Below are 14,227 nucleotides of genomic sequence, written 5' to 3' on the forward strand. Positions count from 1 at the left end.
ACCTGGGGGTGGCCTCGGGCAACGGCAAGGGGCAGATCTTCGTCAAGGGCGAGGTCATCAAGACCGTCCCCGAGTCGAAGATCGTCGAGACCCTCATCGAAGAGGCCATGAAGCTCGCCGAGCAGATGGAGGCCGACGGCGTCACCTCCGGCGAGCCCTCCGTCTCCATCAGCTGAACCACCGGCCGCAGCCGCGTCCCGGACCCCAGCGGTCCGGGATACGGGCCGGCCCGGGCGGAACACGCGTTCGCGAGGTAAGGTTCGGGGACTTCCCCCGACCGCTGCGGCCCGTACGGTGAGGCGCCCCACGTGTTGACGACCACGACGACCAAGGTCATGGAACCCGGCGAACTCGACGCCGCCCTCGCGGTGCTCGACCGCGACCCGGTGGCCAACGCCTTCGTCGCCTCCCGGGTCGCGGTCGCCGGCCTCGACCCCTGGCGCCTCGGCGGCGAGATGTGGGGGTGGTACTCCGGAGGCCGCCTCGAGGCGCTCTGCTACGCCGGCGCCAACCTCGTCCCGATCAGCGCCGGCCCCGAAGCCGTCCGTGCCTTCGCCGAGCGGGCCCTGCGCGCCGGACGCCGCTGCTCCTCCATCGTCGGGCCCGCCCCCGCCGCCTCCGCGCTGTGGTCGCTGCTCGAACCCAGCTGGGGCCCCGCCCGCGAGGTCCGCGCCCACCAGCCGCTGATGGTCACCCGCGCACTGCCCGCCCAGGTCGAGCCCGACCCCCACGTGCGGCGGGTCCGGCGCGACGAGATGGACGTGATCATGCCGGCCTGCGTCGCCATGTTCACCGAGGAGGTCGGCGTCTCCCCGCTCGCCGGTGACGGCGGACTGATCTACCAGGCCCGCGTCGCCGAACTCGTCAGCGCCGGCCGCGCGTTCGCCCGCATCGAGGACGGCAGGGTCGTCTTCAAGGCGGAGATCGGCGCCGTCACCCGGCACGCCTGCCAGATCCAGGGCGTCTGGGTCGCCCCCGAGTACCGCGGCCGCCGCCTGTCCGAGACCGGCATGGCCGCCGTCCTCCACTACGCGCTGCGCGACGTCGCCCCGGTGGCCAGCCTCTACGTCAACGACTTCAACGCGCCCGCCCGCGCCGCCTACCGCCGCGTCGGCTTCACCGAGGTCGGCGCCTTCATGAGCGTCCTGTTCTAGTAGTGTCGCCGCCCATGGAGGACGTGGCGGTAGAGCCGATCGACCTGACGGCACGGGTGGACGAGGCACTGGCCGTCCAGGCGGTCGCCTTCGGACTGGGCGCGGAGGAGGTCGCCATCCGGCGGCAGATCGTGCTGCGGCACCTCTGCTTCCCCGGCGTCCGCTCGCTCGGCGCGCTCACCCCCGACGGACGGCTCGCCGGCTTCGTGTACGGCATGCCCAACAGCCGCACCCACTGGTGGTCCACGGTCGTCGAGCCCTACCTGCGGCGCACCGGCACCGACGCGTGGCTCGACGACTCCTTCACCATCACCGAACTGCACGTCCACCCCGATTTCCAGGGTCGCGGCATCGGGCGCGCCCTCATCACCACCATCACCGACGGCGCCGACGAACCCCGCAGCATCCTGTCCGCCATCGACACCGAGAGCCGGGCCCGGCGGCTCTACCGCGCCCTCGGCTACACCGACCTGGCGCGGCCCGTGCACTTCCCCAGCGCCGCCAGCCCCTACGCCGTCATGGGCGCCCACCTCCCGCTCGCCCGGTAAACGCGTTTCCGGCTGCGCGCCACGGCTCGATATCCTCGGCGGAACGGTACGAAACCCCCTGGAGAGCCCCATGGTCCTGCGCATGTCCCGGCTGATGCTCAAGACGCTGCGCGACGACCCGGCCGACGCCGAGACCGCGAGCCACAAACTCCTGGTCCGGGCCGGATACGTCCGCCGCTCCTCCGCGGGGGTGTGGACCTGGCTGCCGCTCGGCAAGCGCGTGCTGGAGAACGTCGCCCGCGTCGTCCGCGAGGAGATGGACGCCATCGGGGGCCAGGAGGTCCTGCTGCCCGCGCTGCTCCCGCGCGAGAACTACGAGGCCACCGGCCGCGCCGGCGAGTACGGCGACCTGCTCTTCCAGCTCCGCGACCGCAAGGGCGCGGACTACGTGCTCGGTCCCACGCACGAGGAGATCTTCACCCAGGTGGTGAAGGACCAGTGCACGTCCTACAAGGACCTGCCGGTGATCCTCTACCAGATCCAGACCAAGTACCGCGACGAGGCCCGGCCCCGGTCCGGCGTGCTGCGCGGCCGCGAGTTCCAGATGAAGGACTCCTACTCCTTCGACACCACCGACGAGGGGCTGGCCGAGGCCTACCGGCTGCACCGCGAGGCGTATATCAAGATCTTCTCGCGGCTCGGCTTCGACTACCGCATCGTCTCCGCCGTCTCCGGCGCGATGGGCGGCTCGGCCTCCGAGGAGTTCCTCGGCCCCGCCTCCGCCGGCGAGGACACCTTCGTGGACTGCCCGGCCTGCGACTACGCGGCCAACACCGAGGCCGTCACCACCGTGGTGCCCCCCGTCGAGGGCGCCGCGCACCCGCCGCTGGAGGAGGTCGACACCCCCGACACCCCCACCATCGAGACCCTCGCGGCCCACCTCGGCGTGCCGGCCTCGGCCACCCTGAAGAACCTGCTCGTCAAGGTCGACGGCGAGATCGTCGCCGTCGGCGTCCCCGGCGACCGCGAGGTCGACCTCGGCAAGCTCGCGGAGCACCTCGCCCCCGCCGAGGTCGAACTCGTCACCGCCGAGGACTTCACCGGCCGCCCCGACCTAGTCCGCGGCTACGTCGGCCCGCAGGGCCTCACCGGCGTCCGCTACCTCGCCGACCCGCGCGTCGCCCCGGGCACGGCCTGGGTCACCGGCGCCAACAAGCCCGACACGCACGCCCGTAACGTCGTCTGCGGCCGCGACTTCGAGGTCGACGAGTACCTCGACGTCGTCACCGTCGAGCCCGGCGACCCCTGCCCGCGCTGCGGCGCCGGCCTCAAGCTGGACCGGGCCATCGAGATCGGCCACATCTTCCAGCTGGGCCGCAAGTACGCCGACGCCTTCGGGCTCGACGTCCTCGGCCAGAACGGCAAGCCCGTCCGGGTCACCATGGGCTCGTACGGCATCGGCGTCTCCCGCGCCGTCGCCGCGCTCGCCGAGCAGACCGCCGACGGGCAGGGCCTGTGCTGGCCGCGCGAGGTCGCCCCGGCGGACGTGCACGTCGTGGCGGCGGGCAAGGCACTGCAGACGGAGCTGGCCCTCGAGGTCGCGGAGAAGCTGCACGCCTCCGGGGTCCGGGTCATCGTCGACGACCGCGCGGGCGTCTCCCCGGGCGTCAAGTTCACGGACGCGGAGCTGCTCGGGGTGCCGACGATTCTGGTGGTGGGGCGGGGGGCCGCGGACGGGGTCGTCGAGGTGAAGGACCGGCGGTCCGGGGAGCGGGAGGAGTTGTCCGTGGGGGATGCGGTGGCGCGCCTTTCCGCGTAGCGGGTGCGGGTGGGTTGTGGTTGCGGCCGGTTGCTGTGTGCGGGTCCGTTGCGCCTGCGGTCGGCTGCGCCGGGCTGCCCGGTGGGGTGTGTGCGGGTCCGTTGCGCCTGCGGCGGGCTGTCTCCCACCCGCCCTCCCTCCCCCAACCTTCGGCCGGGGGGACCCCCATCCGGCGCGGTTGGTGCGGGTCTCGCACGTTGTTGTGGGGTCGGGGCCGCGCCGGCGCACTCCCCCAGCCTTCGGCCGGGGGGACCCCCAGAACGCTCGCGGTTTACGTCCACATCCCCTGGTACCGCACTTAACCGCTCGTCTCCCCCAGCCTTCGGCCGGGGGGACCCCCATGGCCGCACCCCGCCACACCCCCTCCCGTCGTATGGGCGCACAACGGCCGGTGGGGGTATGGAGGCAATCCGGGGCGCCCCGAACCGCGCCCTGACCCGCGGCCCCGTGGTTCAGGCCTGCATCGTTCGGCACCGGGTCAGCCGCCTGTCTTCTCCAGCTTCCGGCCAGGGGGAGCACCCCGCCACGCCCCAGTCTCTTTGCGCGGGCGCATGACGGCCGGTGAGGGGTGCGTGGGACGGGTGCGGCAACCCCGGACCGCCTTCGCACCCCCACCGGCCGTTGGTCGCCGTCGATTCGGAGGGGGTGGGGGAGGTGGGGGCACCCCCGGCCGAAGGCTGGGGGAGGGAGGGTGGGGGAGAAACCCAACCCCAGCCACGTAAGACCCGCACGCGGGGACCCGGGGTCTACAGCCAGGCCGCGAACTCCAGCAACAGCTCACCGGTCTGACGGTCGCCCACAGAGAACCCCCACACCCCCGCCTCGACCGCGCGAAACAGTGCCCACCCGCGGACGCGGTCCCGGTCGGTGTCGAGGGAGTCGGAGAGCTTGGCGACCCTGCGGCGGGCCGCGGACTGCGAGCCCGGCGTGGCGACCAGCGTCTCGAGGCGGTCGCGGACGAGCCACGCCAGGTCGTACGCCGGCTCGCCCGCCAGCGGCCTGGGGTCGACGGCCAGCCACGGCACGCGGTCCGCGGCGAGCACGTTGCCGTGGTGGTAGTCGCCGTGCAGCAGTACCGCCTCGCCCGGGGCGTCCGCGCACAACTCGTCGCGGACCGCGAGTGCCTCGTCGACCAGGGACCGGGCCTCGTCCGGCACGTACGGCCGTTCGCGCCGTTCCCGCAGCAGCGCCGCCAGGCGCGCCGTGTGCTCGGCGACGGGCACGAACGGGTGGCCCTCGCCCGGGGGGACCCAGAGCCGCTGCAGGGTGGCGCACGCCTCGAGCATCGCCTTCTGCTCGGGCAGCGAGCGCAGCGACACGTCGTTGTGCAGGCGCTCCAGCAGGAGCGCCCCAGCCTCGGGGTCGGCCCGCAGCAGGCGGACCGCGCCGCGGCCGTCCCAGCGGGCGAGCGCGGCGTGTTCGTACCGGGTCTCGTCCGTGACGAGGCCGACCTTGAGGGTCGCGGGGGTGTCGTCGGCCTGCCGTACGAGGACGGCCATGCTGGTCCGGCCGCCGGGGGAGAGGACGCGCTCGGGCCGCAGTTCCCAGCGCGCGAGGAGGTCCGCGACGCGCTCGGGGAGGCCGGCGAGCCAGGCGCGGCCCGCCTCGCCCTCCCGGGCGCTGACCGTGCGGACCAGCCGCTCGGGCGGTTCCAGGTGCTGGGGCTGAGGTGCCGAGGCCATGCGTGGGTACGTCCCTCCTGGTGCTAAACCTTCTCCGCGGCCGTCCGCTCGCGTTCGGCCAGCCCCGGGAAGGCTACGCTCCCCCCGCGCCAGCGCACGGCGCGGACCGCCGCCTCGCGCAGCGCGTCGGCCGCCCCGCGGCGCAGATCGGCGTCGGCCGCGCGCACGAGGTCCGCGTAGACCCCGGCGACCCGGTCCTCCAGTTCCGCGGCGAGACGCACGGCCGCCGCGCGGTCCGGCACGTCGAACGGGAGGGCGTACGCGGGCTCGGCGGCGACGGGTTCGCCGCCGAGGTCGCCGACGGTGCGGCGCAGCGCGTCGCGGCGGGCGCGGTGCGCGTCGTACGACTGCTGGGCCTGCCGGGCGAGTTCCTCGCCGACGCGGGCGCCGACGATGCCGTAGCCGTACACCGCGGCGTGCTCGGCGGAGAGTGCGGCCTGGACGGCCTTGAGCAGCGCTTGCTGTGCCATGGGTCGGGTCAGTGCTCCTTGAGCAGCAGGACGTGCCCGGCGCCGCAGGCGGCCACCGAGGCGAGCAGGCGGGCGAGTTCGGCCGGCGCGTCCAGGAGCGCGGCGGTCCGGGCGTCGGCGAGCGTGCGCTCGGCCGCCGCCAGCGCGGACAGCGCGTCCCCGGCCCGCGCGGGGGCGGACGGGGAGGCCGAAGGCGACGGCGACGCGGATGGCGAGGGCGCCGCGGATCCCGAGGGCGACGGTGAAGCGGAACGCCCGGACGGGCCGAACGCCTCGGCGTGGCGCGCCACTTCGGCCCGCAGCGGCTGCAGCCGCTGCGCCAGGTCCGGGTGCGCCGTGATGGTGGCGTCGTAGCGCGCCAGCAGTGCCGCGCTGTCCCGGGCGGCCCGCCGGCGCAGCGTCACGCTCGCGTCGGCGGACGGCGAGCCCTTCGCGGAGGTCCCCTCGGGCCGTGTCCCGTCGGAACATCCGCCGAGCAGTCCGGCCGCGGCCGGCAGGACGAGGGCGGCGCGGACCGCGCGCCGGCGGGGAATGTTGCTGAGCGGCACAGTGCCCCTTCCCGTGATCACCTCACGTGAGGGTACCCGCGTGGCGGCCGACGGCCGTGACGGCGCCCTCCGCGGCGCCGAATCGTCGTTCCGGGACCTGAACCGATAGGCTTTGGCCCGACACACGACCTTCCATCACAACAGCACACGCGGCCGAGGAGTCACCCGGATGAGCACCACCCAGAGCGAGAGGCTGCGCGCGCTGCTCGAGCCGCTCGTCGTGAAGACGGGGCTCGAACTGGAAGAGGTCAAGGTGACCGCGGCCGGCAACCGTCGGCAGCTCCAGGTGATCGTGGACTCCGACGAGGGTGCCCCGTTGGACACGATCGCCGAGCTGAGCCGGGAGATCTCGCAGGTACTCGACGACGCCGACGCCATGGGCGGGGCGGCGTACCTGCTGGAGGTCTCCTCGCCGGGCCTGGACCGTCCGCTCACCGAGCCGCGCCACTTCCGGCGCAACGAGGGCCGGCTGGTCAAGCTGACGACGGCCGGCGGCGAGCAGTTGGTCGCGCGGATCCTCGCGGTCGACGAGGAAGGGCTCGACCTGGAGGTCCCGGGTGTCAAGGGACGCAAGCCCAAGCCCGCCCGGGTCGCCTTCGGCGAGATCGCCAAGGCGCGGGTGGAGATCGAATTCAGTCGCAAGGACCCGGCCGGTGCCGATACTGACGGCGACGAGAGCACTGAGGAGGCGTAGCCGTGGACATCGACATGAGTGCCCTGCGGGGTCTGGTCCGGGAGAAGGAGATCTCCTTCGACCTGCTGGTCGAGGCGATCGAGTCGGCGCTCCTCATCGCGTACCACCGCGAGCCGGGCAGCCGCCGCAACGCGCGCGTGCAGCTCGACCGCACCAACGGGCACGTCACGGTGTGGGCCAAGGAGGACCCGTCGGAGACCCCCGAGGGCGCCGAGCCCCGGGAGTTCGACGACACGCCCAGCGGTTTCGGGCGGATCGCCGCGACCACGGCCAAGCAGGTCATCCTGCAGCGGCTGCGGGACGCGGAGGAGGAGATCACCTTCGGCGAGTACGCCGGACGTGAGGGCGACATCGTCACCGGTGTCGTCCAGCAGGGCAAGGACCCCAAGAACGTCCTGGTCGACATCGGCAAGCTCGAGGCGATCCTGCCCGTGCAGGAGCAGGTGCCCGGCGAGGACTACAAGCACGGCACCCGGCTGCGCTCGTACGTCGTCCGGGTGGCCAAGGGCGTGCGCGGTCCGTCCGTGACGCTCTCGCGCACCCACCCCAACCTGGTGAAGAAGCTCTTCGCGCTGGAGGTCCCGGAGATCGCCGACGGTTCCGTCGAGATCTCCGCGATCGCCCGCGAGGCCGGCCACCGCACGAAGATCGCGGTCCGCTCCGGACGCTCCGGGCTGAACGCCAAGGGCGCCTGCATCGGCCCCATGGGCGCCCGGGTGCGCGCGGTGATGGCCGAACTGAACGGCGAGAAGATCGACATCGTCGACTGGTCGGACGACCCGGCGGAGATGGTCGCCAACGCCCTGTCACCCGCTCGGGTGAGCAAGGTGGAGATCGTCGACATGGGCGCCCGCTCCGCCCGGGTGACCGTGCCGGACTACCAGCTGTCGCTGGCGATCGGCAAGGAAGGGCAGAACGCGCGCCTGGCCGCACGGCTCACGGGCTGGCGGATCGACATCCGGCCGGACACCGAGCAGGCCGAGCAGTAGCACCCGCGGGTGACGGAAGAACAACCGTGCGTCGAATAACCCGGAGGGGTGAGGTCGGCGCGGGGAGGTAGACTAAGGATGTCTGGCCGGACGCATGGCCCAGCACGCCCGGAGCGCACGTGCATCGGGTGCAGGGAGCGGGCGGTCAAGCATGATCTGCTGCGTGTGGCGGTGGTCGGGGAGTCCTGTGTTCCCGATCTTCGCGGTACGCTGCCCGGTCGGGGTGCCTATGTGCACCCCGACACCGTCTGTCTCGACCTGGCGGTCCGCCGCCGGGCGTTCCCGCGGGCCTTCCGGGCCCGGGGACCGCTGGACACCGCGGACCTCCGCGGGTACGTCGAGCAGGCACACCGTGAGTAGGCAGGAAGACCGCTCGGGCGACCGTGCGGTCAGTACCCCGCGAGTTGGAAGTAGGTCGAGATTGCGATGAGCACTCGATGAGCACGCGATGAGTACGCCCATGAAGTAGCGACGGTCCGGCGGACGACCACCCCGGACCTCATGAAGGAGCGAAGTGGCTAAGGTCCGGGTATACGAACTCGCCAAGGAGTTCGGAGTTGAGAGCAAGGTCGTCATGGCCAAGCTCCAAGAACTTGGCGAATTCGTCCGTTCGGCGTCCTCGACGATCGAGGCGCCGGTTGTTCGCAAGCTGACTGACGCACTGCAGGGCCCCGGCGGCGGTTCCGCCTCCAAGCCCTCAGGTGTCAAGCCCGCGGCGCCGCGCAAGGCCGCGCCCGCAAAGCCGGCCACCCCCACTCCGGGTGCGCCGGCCCGTCCCGCTGCCCCGGCCCCGAAGCCGGCCGCGGGACCTGCCCCCACCACCCCCAAGCCCGCGGGCGGCGCCGCGCCGGCCCCGGGCCCGCGCCCGACCCCCGGCCCCAAGCCGGCCCCGGCCAAGCCCGCCCCGGTCACCCCGGTGCCGCAGGCGGAGTTCTCCGCCCCGCCGGCCCCGGCCCCGGAGCGTCCCGCCGCCCAGGAGCGTCCGGCCCAGGCCGAGCGCCCCTCCGGCGGTCGTCCCGGTGCCCCCGGCCCGCGTCCCGGTACCCGTCCCTCCGGTCCCGGTCAGCGTGACGGCGGCCGTGGCCAGGGCGGCCCCGGTGCCCCGCGTCCCGGCGGCCAGGCCGCGCGTCCGGGCGCCCCGCGTCCGGCCGGTCCCCGTCCGGGCAACAACCCCTTCACCTCCGGCTCCACCGGCATGCCGCGCCCGCAGGCGCCGCGTCCCGGCGGCGGCCACGGTGGTGCCCCCGGCCAGTCCGGCCCGCGCCCCGGTGGCGCCCCGGGTGCCGGCGGTCCCCGTCCGGGTGGCGCTCCGCGTCCCGGTGGCGGTGCCGCCTCCGGCGGTGCGCGTCCGACCCCGGGCGGCATGCCCCGTCCGCAGGGCGGCGGTCCCCGTCCGAACCCCGGCATGATGCCGCAGCGTCCCGCTGCCGGCGGTGCCCCGGGTCGTCCGGGCGGTCCCGGTCGTCCCGGCGGCGGCCCCGGCGCGCGTCCCGGCGGCGGTGCCGGTCGTCCCGGCGGCGGCGGCGGCTTCGCCGGCCGTCCCGGTGGCGGTGGCGGCGGCGGTCGTCCCGGTGGTGGCGGCGGCTTCGGCGGTCCGCGTCCGGGCGGTGCCCCCGGCGGTGGCGGTGGCGGCGGCTTCGCCGGCCGTCCCGGTGGCGGCGGCTTCGGCGGTCGTCCCGGTGGCCCGGGTGGCCGCGGTGGCACGCAGGGCGCCTTCGGCCGTGGCCCCGGTGGCCGTCCGGCCCGTGGGCGCAAGTCGAAGCGGGCGAAGCGCCAGGAGTACGAGGCCATGCAGGCCCCGTCCGTGGGCGGCGTGCTGCTGCCCCGCGGCAACGGCGACACCGTGCGCCTCTCCCGTGGTGCCTCGCTGACCGACTTCGCCGAGAAAATCGGCGCCAACCCGGCGTCGCTCGTCCAGGTGATGCTGAACCTCGGCGAGATGGTCACCGCGACCCAGTCCGTCTCCGACGACACGCTGCAGCTGCTCGCCGACGAGATGAACTACACCCTCCAGATCGTCAGCCCGGAGGAGGAGGACCGCGAGCTCCTCGAGTCCTTCGACATCGAGTTCGGCGAGGACGAGGGCGGCGAGGAAGCGCTCGTCGCGCGTCCGCCGGTCGTGACCGTCATGGGTCACGTCGACCACGGCAAGACCCGCCTCCTCGACGCGATCCGCAAGACCAACGTGGTCGCGGGCGAGGCCGGCGGCATCACCCAGCACATCGGTGCGTACCAGGTGGCCACCGAGGTCAACGGCGAGCACCGGGCGATCACCTTCATCGACACCCCCGGTCACGAGGCGTTCACCGCCATGCGTGCCCGCGGTGCCAAGTCCACCGACATCGCGATCCTCGTGGTGGCGGCGAACGACGGCGTCATGCCCCAGACGATCGAGGCGCTGAACCACGCCAAGGCGGCCGACGTGCCGATCGTGGTCGCGGTCAACAAGATCGACGTCGAGGGCGCCGACCCGACGAAGGTGCGCGGTCAGCTCACCGAGTTCGGCCTGGTGGCCGAGGAGTACGGCGGCGAGACGATGTTCGTCGACATCTCCGCCAAGCAGGGCCTGAACATCGACAGCCTCCTGGAGGCCGTGGTCCTGACCGCGGACGCCGCGCTCGACCTGCGCGCCAACCCGGAGCAGGACGCCCAGGGCATCGCGATCGAGGCCCACCTCGACCGCGGCCGCGGCGCCGTGGCGACCGTCCTGGTCCAGCGCGGCACCCTGCGGGTCGGCGACACCATGGTGGTCGGCGACGCGTACGGCCGTGTCCGCGCCATGCTCGACGACACCGGCAACACCGTCGACGAGGCGGGCCCCTCGACCCCGGTCCTGGTGCTCGGTCTGACGAACGTGCCGGGTGCCGGCGACAACTTCCTGGTGGTCGACGAGGACCGTACGGCCCGTCAGATCGCCGAGAAGCGTGCCGCCCGCGAGCGCAACGCGGCCTTCGCCAAGTCCCGCCGCCGGGTCAGCCTGGAGGACCTGGACAAGGTGCTCAAGGCCGGCGAGGTCCAGCAGCTCAACCTCATCATCAAGGGCGACGCGTCCGGTTCGGTCGAGGCCCTGGAGTCCTCGCTGCTCCAGCTCGACGTCGGCGAGGACGTGGACCTGCGCATCCTCCACCGGGGTGTCGGTGCGGTCACCGAGACCGACGTCACCCTGGCGGCGGGGTCCGACGCGATCATCATCGGCTTCAACGTGCGGGCCGAGGGCCGCGCCACGTCGCTGGCCGAGCGTGAGGGCGTCGACGTCCGCTACTACTCGGTGATCTACCAGGTCATCGACGAGATCGAGGCGGCGCTCAAGGGCATGCTCAAGCCCGAGTACGAGGAGGTGGAGCTCGGCACCGCCGAGATCCGCGAGGTCTTCCGCTCCTCCAAGCTCGGCAACATCGCCGGTGTGCTCATCCGCTCCGGCGAGGTCCGACGCAACGCCAAGGCGCGCCTGCTGCGTGACGGCAAGGTCGTCGCCGAGAACCTCACCATCGAGGGTCTGCGGCGCTTCAAGGACGACGTCACCGAGATTCGTGAAGGTTTCGAGGGCGGTATCAACCTCGGCAACTACAACGACATCAAGATCGACGACGTCGTCGCGACCTACGAGCTGCGCGAGAAGCCTCGCGTCTGATCGAGGTACACATGACCGGGGCCGGTTGGCGGAGGGTAAATTCCGTCGATCGGCCCCGGCCGTTGCCTTTACTGTGGTGATTGCTGTTCACGGTGTTCGCACCGTTCACTACGAGGCCCCACAGGTCGGCTTGACCTGATGCCCATGTATGTAGGGACGCTGTCCTTCGACCTGCTTCTCGGCGACGTCCGCTCGCTGAAGGAGAAGCGGTCCGTCATCCGGCCCATCGTGGCCGAGCTCCACCGCAAGTTCGCGGTGAGCGTCGCCGAGGTCGACCATCACGACCTCTACCGCAGGGCCGAGATCGGCGTGGCGGTCGTGTCCGGGGATCTCGGGCACATCAAGGACGTCCTCGGACGCTGCGAGCGCTGGATGGCCTCGCGCCCCGAGGTGGACCTGCTGTCGGCGCGGCAGCAGGTCCACGGGGACGACGACTGACACTCACGTACCGAAGCGTGAAGAGAAGAGAGAAGAGCACGCATGACCGACACCGCGCGGGCGCGCAAGCTGGCGGACCGCATCCGGGTCGTGGTCGCGGAGACGCTCCAGAGGCGGATCAAGGACCCGCGGCTGGGCTACGTGACGATCACGGACACCCGGGTCACCGGTGACCTCCGGGAGGCGACCGTCTTCTACACGGTCTTCGGTGACGACGAGGAGCGGGCCGCCTCGGCGGCGGCTCTGGAGAGTGCCAAGGGCGTCCTCCGCTCGGAGGTCGGACGGCAGACCGGCGTGCGCTTCACGCCCACCCTGACGTTCGTCGCCGACGCGGTCCCGGAGAACGCGCGCACGATCGAGGACCTGCTCGCCAAGGCGCGGCTGGCCGACGAGGAGGTCCGCAAGACCGCCACGGACGCCTCCTACGCCGGCGAATCCGACCCCTACCGCAAGCCTGCGGAGGACGAGGACGAGGACGACGCCGAGGGCGACCATGAGGGCGACGCCGAGGGTGACCACGAGGCGGAGGACGGCGCTCGATGAAGGACGGGCTTGTCATCGTCGACAAGCCGGGCGGGATGACCTCGCACGACGTCGTGTCCCGGCTGCGCAGGCTGGCCGGGACACGGCGCGTGGGGCACGCCGGCACGCTCGACCCCATGGCCACCGGCGTCCTCGTCATCGGCGTCGAGAAGGCCACCCGGCTGCTCGGGCACCTCGCCCTCACCCGCAAGGAGTACGAGGCGACCATTCGGCTCGGCCGGAGCACGGTCACCGACGACGCTGAGGGCGAGGTCACGGCCTCGGTCCCCGCGGACGGGGTCACCCGTGAGGCCATCGACGCGGGCATCGTGCCGCTGACCGGGGACATCATGCAGGTGCCCTCCAAGGTGAGCGCGATCAAGGTCGACGGCGTCCGGTCCTACGCCCGCGTGCGCGGCGGCGAGGACTTCGAGCTGGCGGCGCGGCCGGTGACGGTGTCGGCGTTCGTCGTGCGGGACGTCCGGCACGTCCCGCTGGAGGGCGGAGCCGTGGTCGACGTCGACGTCACGGTCGAGTGCTCCTCCGGTACGTACATCCGGGCCCTCGCCCGGGACCTGGGCGCCGCGCTCGGCGTCGGCGGCCACCTCACCGCGCTGCGGCGCACCCGTGTCGGGCCCTACGGGGCCGACCTCGCCCGCACGCTGGAGCAGCTCACGGAGGCGTTCGCGGTGCTGCCCATCGGGGAGGCCGCGGCGGCGGCGTTCCCCCGGTGGGACGTGGACGACCGGCAGGCGCGGTTGCTCGGGAACGGGGTGCGGCTGGAGGCGCCGCCGTCCCTGGGGGCGGTGCCGACGGCGGTGTTCGGGCCGGAGGGGGAGTTTTTGGCGCTGGTCGAAGCGCGGGAGGGGCAGGCTCGGATCCTGGCCAACCTGCGCTGACGCTGCGCTTCCGGACCGGGGTTGCTTGTTGTGTGCCCGGTGGGTTGTTGTGTGCGGCGCCGTTGTGGTTGTTGTTGGGTTTCTCCCCCACCCTCCCGCCCGATTGCCCGGCGCGGTTGGTGCGGGTCTGCGCATGTTGTGGTGGGGTCGTGGCCGCGCCGGCGCACGTCCTCAACGCTCGCGGTTTACCCCCACATCCTTGGGCACCGCGTTCGCCGCTCGTCGTTTCCGGGCGCACCCCGACACACCCCCTCCCGAGGTATGGGCGCACAACGGCCGGTGGGGGGTCAGTAAGGCGTGCGGGGGTACCCGGAACGGCCCTCTGACCCCCACGGCCCCACGGGTTCAGCCCGCATCATTCGGCGCCGCGTCCGCCGCTCGTCTCCCTCAGGCTTCGGCCAGGGGGAGCACCCCGCCGCACCCCTCCCTGTAGCGCGGGTGCAGGGTGTCCCGTTGGGGGGTGCGTGGGGCAGGTGCGGTGTCCCCGGGCTGCCTTGTGGCCACCCACCGGCCGTTGGTCGCTGTCGATTCGGAGGGGGTGGGGGAGTTGGGGGCACCCCCGGCCGAAGGCTGGGGGAGGGTGGGCGTTCTGGACGCTGACATGTATGTGATGTGCGGCAGCGACGGCACCGACGAGTGGTGCCCGCCATGCACATAAATATGCGGTACAGAATGCCCACCCCGGAGGCCCCGCCCCCGGCCCACCCATGCACAGTGCGCAGGCCGCACCAATCGCGCCGGATGGGGGTCCCCCCGGCCGAAGGCTGGGGGAGGGAGGGAGGGCGGGCGGACGCCCGCCGCAGGCGCAAACGACCCGCACACAACAACCGGGCAGCACAGCGCAGCGCAACCACAACGGCGCCGCACACAACAACCGGGCAAGCGCGTGAGCG

Annotated in this window: 13 protein-coding genes and 1 pseudogene; 11 read left to right on the forward strand and 3 right to left on the reverse strand. The window is 73.0% G+C overall.

Annotated elements, in window-relative coordinates; translation table 11 throughout:
- From ACFZAU_RS38590 to ACFZAU_RS38605, 4 genes and pseudogenes are all read left to right on the forward strand, one after another.
- A pseudogene (locus ACFZAU_RS38590) lies at nucleotides 1-176 on the forward strand (flavodoxin-dependent (E)-4-hydroxy-3-methylbut-2-enyl-diphosphate synthase); the annotation flags it as partial.
- Nucleotides 177-308: 132 nt separating this feature from the next.
- Complete coding sequence (locus ACFZAU_RS38595; RefSeq protein WP_499602102.1) at nucleotides 309-1,154, forward strand: GNAT family N-acetyltransferase; 846 nt, start codon at nucleotides 309-311, stop codon at nucleotides 1,152-1,154.
- A gap of 14 nt (nucleotides 1,155-1,168) precedes the next feature.
- The gene (locus tag ACFZAU_RS38600; protein ID WP_499602100.1) at nucleotides 1,169-1,702 is read left to right on the forward strand and encodes a GNAT family N-acetyltransferase; all 534 of its coding nucleotides are present in this window, start codon (nucleotides 1,169-1,171) and stop codon (nucleotides 1,700-1,702) included.
- Nucleotides 1,703-1,772: 70 nt separating this feature from the next.
- Complete coding sequence (locus ACFZAU_RS38605) at nucleotides 1,773-3,461, forward strand: proline--tRNA ligase (RefSeq protein ID WP_500556098.1); 1,689 nt, start codon at nucleotides 1,773-1,775, stop codon at nucleotides 3,459-3,461.
- A gap of 746 nt (nucleotides 3,462-4,207) precedes the next feature.
- On the opposite strand, the gene ACFZAU_RS38610 is transcribed toward ACFZAU_RS38605, so the two are convergent.
- Genes ACFZAU_RS38610 through ACFZAU_RS38620 form a run of 3 tightly spaced genes read right to left on the reverse strand, consistent with a single transcriptional unit; the run spans nucleotide 4,208 to nucleotide 6,179 of the window.
- Nucleotides 4,208-5,143: an aminoglycoside phosphotransferase family protein gene (locus ACFZAU_RS38610; protein ID WP_500556099.1), complete on the reverse strand. Its 936-nt coding sequence runs from the start codon at nucleotides 5,141-5,143 to the stop codon at nucleotides 4,208-4,210.
- A 23-nt stretch (nucleotides 5,144-5,166) separates the two neighbouring features.
- The gene (locus ACFZAU_RS38615) at nucleotides 5,167-5,613 is read right to left on the reverse strand and encodes a ferritin-like domain-containing protein (RefSeq protein WP_500465354.1); all 447 of its coding nucleotides are present in this window, start codon (nucleotides 5,611-5,613) and stop codon (nucleotides 5,167-5,169) included.
- Between the two features lie 8 nt (nucleotides 5,614-5,621).
- A complete protein-coding gene (locus ACFZAU_RS38620) occupies nucleotides 5,622-6,179 on the reverse strand; it encodes a hypothetical protein (protein ID WP_500556127.1) in 558 nt (185 codons plus the stop codon).
- 151 nt (nucleotides 6,180-6,330) lie between these two features.
- Here ACFZAU_RS38620 and rimP point away from each other — a divergent pair, with 151 nt between their 5' ends.
- The 7 genes from rimP to truB all read left to right on the forward strand — a co-directional run bounded on the left by rimP (nucleotide 6,331) and on the right by truB (nucleotide 13,334).
- Complete coding sequence (gene rimP / locus ACFZAU_RS38625) at nucleotides 6,331-6,855, forward strand: ribosome maturation factor RimP (protein ID WP_499602093.1); 525 nt, start codon at nucleotides 6,331-6,333, stop codon at nucleotides 6,853-6,855.
- A gap of 2 nt (nucleotides 6,856-6,857) precedes the next feature.
- The gene (gene nusA / locus ACFZAU_RS38630; protein ID WP_500465356.1) at nucleotides 6,858-7,844 is read left to right on the forward strand and encodes a transcription termination factor NusA; all 987 of its coding nucleotides are present in this window, start codon (nucleotides 6,858-6,860) and stop codon (nucleotides 7,842-7,844) included.
- 78 nt (nucleotides 7,845-7,922) lie between these two features.
- Nucleotides 7,923-8,204, forward strand: a complete 282-nt coding sequence (locus ACFZAU_RS38635) for a YlxR family protein (RefSeq protein ID WP_500556100.1) — start codon at nucleotides 7,923-7,925, stop codon at nucleotides 8,202-8,204.
- A gap of 154 nt (nucleotides 8,205-8,358) precedes the next feature.
- Nucleotides 8,359-11,475 (forward strand): translation initiation factor IF-2, encoded by a 3,117-nt coding sequence (infB, locus tag ACFZAU_RS38640; RefSeq protein WP_500556101.1) that lies wholly within the window; start codon nucleotides 8,359-8,361, stop codon nucleotides 11,473-11,475.
- Nucleotides 11,476-11,619: 144 nt separating this feature from the next.
- A complete protein-coding gene (locus ACFZAU_RS38645; protein WP_431965611.1) occupies nucleotides 11,620-11,913 on the forward strand; it encodes a DUF503 domain-containing protein in 294 nt (97 codons plus the stop codon).
- Between the two features lie 42 nt (nucleotides 11,914-11,955).
- On the forward strand, nucleotides 11,956-12,456 hold the full coding sequence (rbfA, locus tag ACFZAU_RS38650) for a 30S ribosome-binding factor RbfA (RefSeq protein WP_500556102.1): 501 nt from the start codon (nucleotides 11,956-11,958) through the stop codon (nucleotides 12,454-12,456).
- Nucleotides 12,453-13,334: a tRNA pseudouridine(55) synthase TruB gene (gene truB / locus ACFZAU_RS38655; protein ID WP_499602086.1), complete on the forward strand. Its 882-nt coding sequence runs from the start codon at nucleotides 12,453-12,455 to the stop codon at nucleotides 13,332-13,334. Before rbfA ends, truB begins: the two co-directional genes overlap by 4 nt.
- Nucleotides 13,335-14,227: the final 893 nt, after the last annotated feature.

Source organism: Streptomyces sp. NPDC008238, assembly GCF_042956445.1.
In the GTDB taxonomy this organism is placed as follows: domain Bacteria; phylum Actinomycetota; class Actinomycetes; order Streptomycetales; family Streptomycetaceae; genus Actinacidiphila.

Coding starts and splice junctions, on each gene's coding strand:
- ACFZAU_RS38610 (WP_500556099.1), bottom strand. CDS start 5,143: ATGGCCTCGGCACCTCAGCCCCAGCACCTGGAACCGCCCGAGCGGCTG.
- ACFZAU_RS38645 (WP_431965611.1), top strand. CDS start 11,620: ATGTATGTAGGGACGCTGTCCTTCGACCTGCTTCTCGGCGACGTCCGC.
- ACFZAU_RS38635 (WP_500556100.1), top strand. CDS start 7,923: ATGTCTGGCCGGACGCATGGCCCAGCACGCCCGGAGCGCACGTGCATC.
- ACFZAU_RS38615 (WP_500465354.1), bottom strand. CDS start 5,613: ATGGCACAGCAAGCGCTGCTCAAGGCCGTCCAGGCCGCACTCTCCGCC.
- rimP (WP_499602093.1), top strand. CDS start 6,331: ATGAGCACCACCCAGAGCGAGAGGCTGCGCGCGCTGCTCGAGCCGCTC.
- ACFZAU_RS38605 (WP_500556098.1), top strand. CDS start 1,773: ATGGTCCTGCGCATGTCCCGGCTGATGCTCAAGACGCTGCGCGACGAC.
- ACFZAU_RS38600 (WP_499602100.1), top strand. CDS start 1,169: ATGGAGGACGTGGCGGTAGAGCCGATCGACCTGACGGCACGGGTGGAC.
- truB (WP_499602086.1), top strand. CDS start 12,453: ATGAAGGACGGGCTTGTCATCGTCGACAAGCCGGGCGGGATGACCTCG.
- rbfA (WP_500556102.1), top strand. CDS start 11,956: ATGACCGACACCGCGCGGGCGCGCAAGCTGGCGGACCGCATCCGGGTC.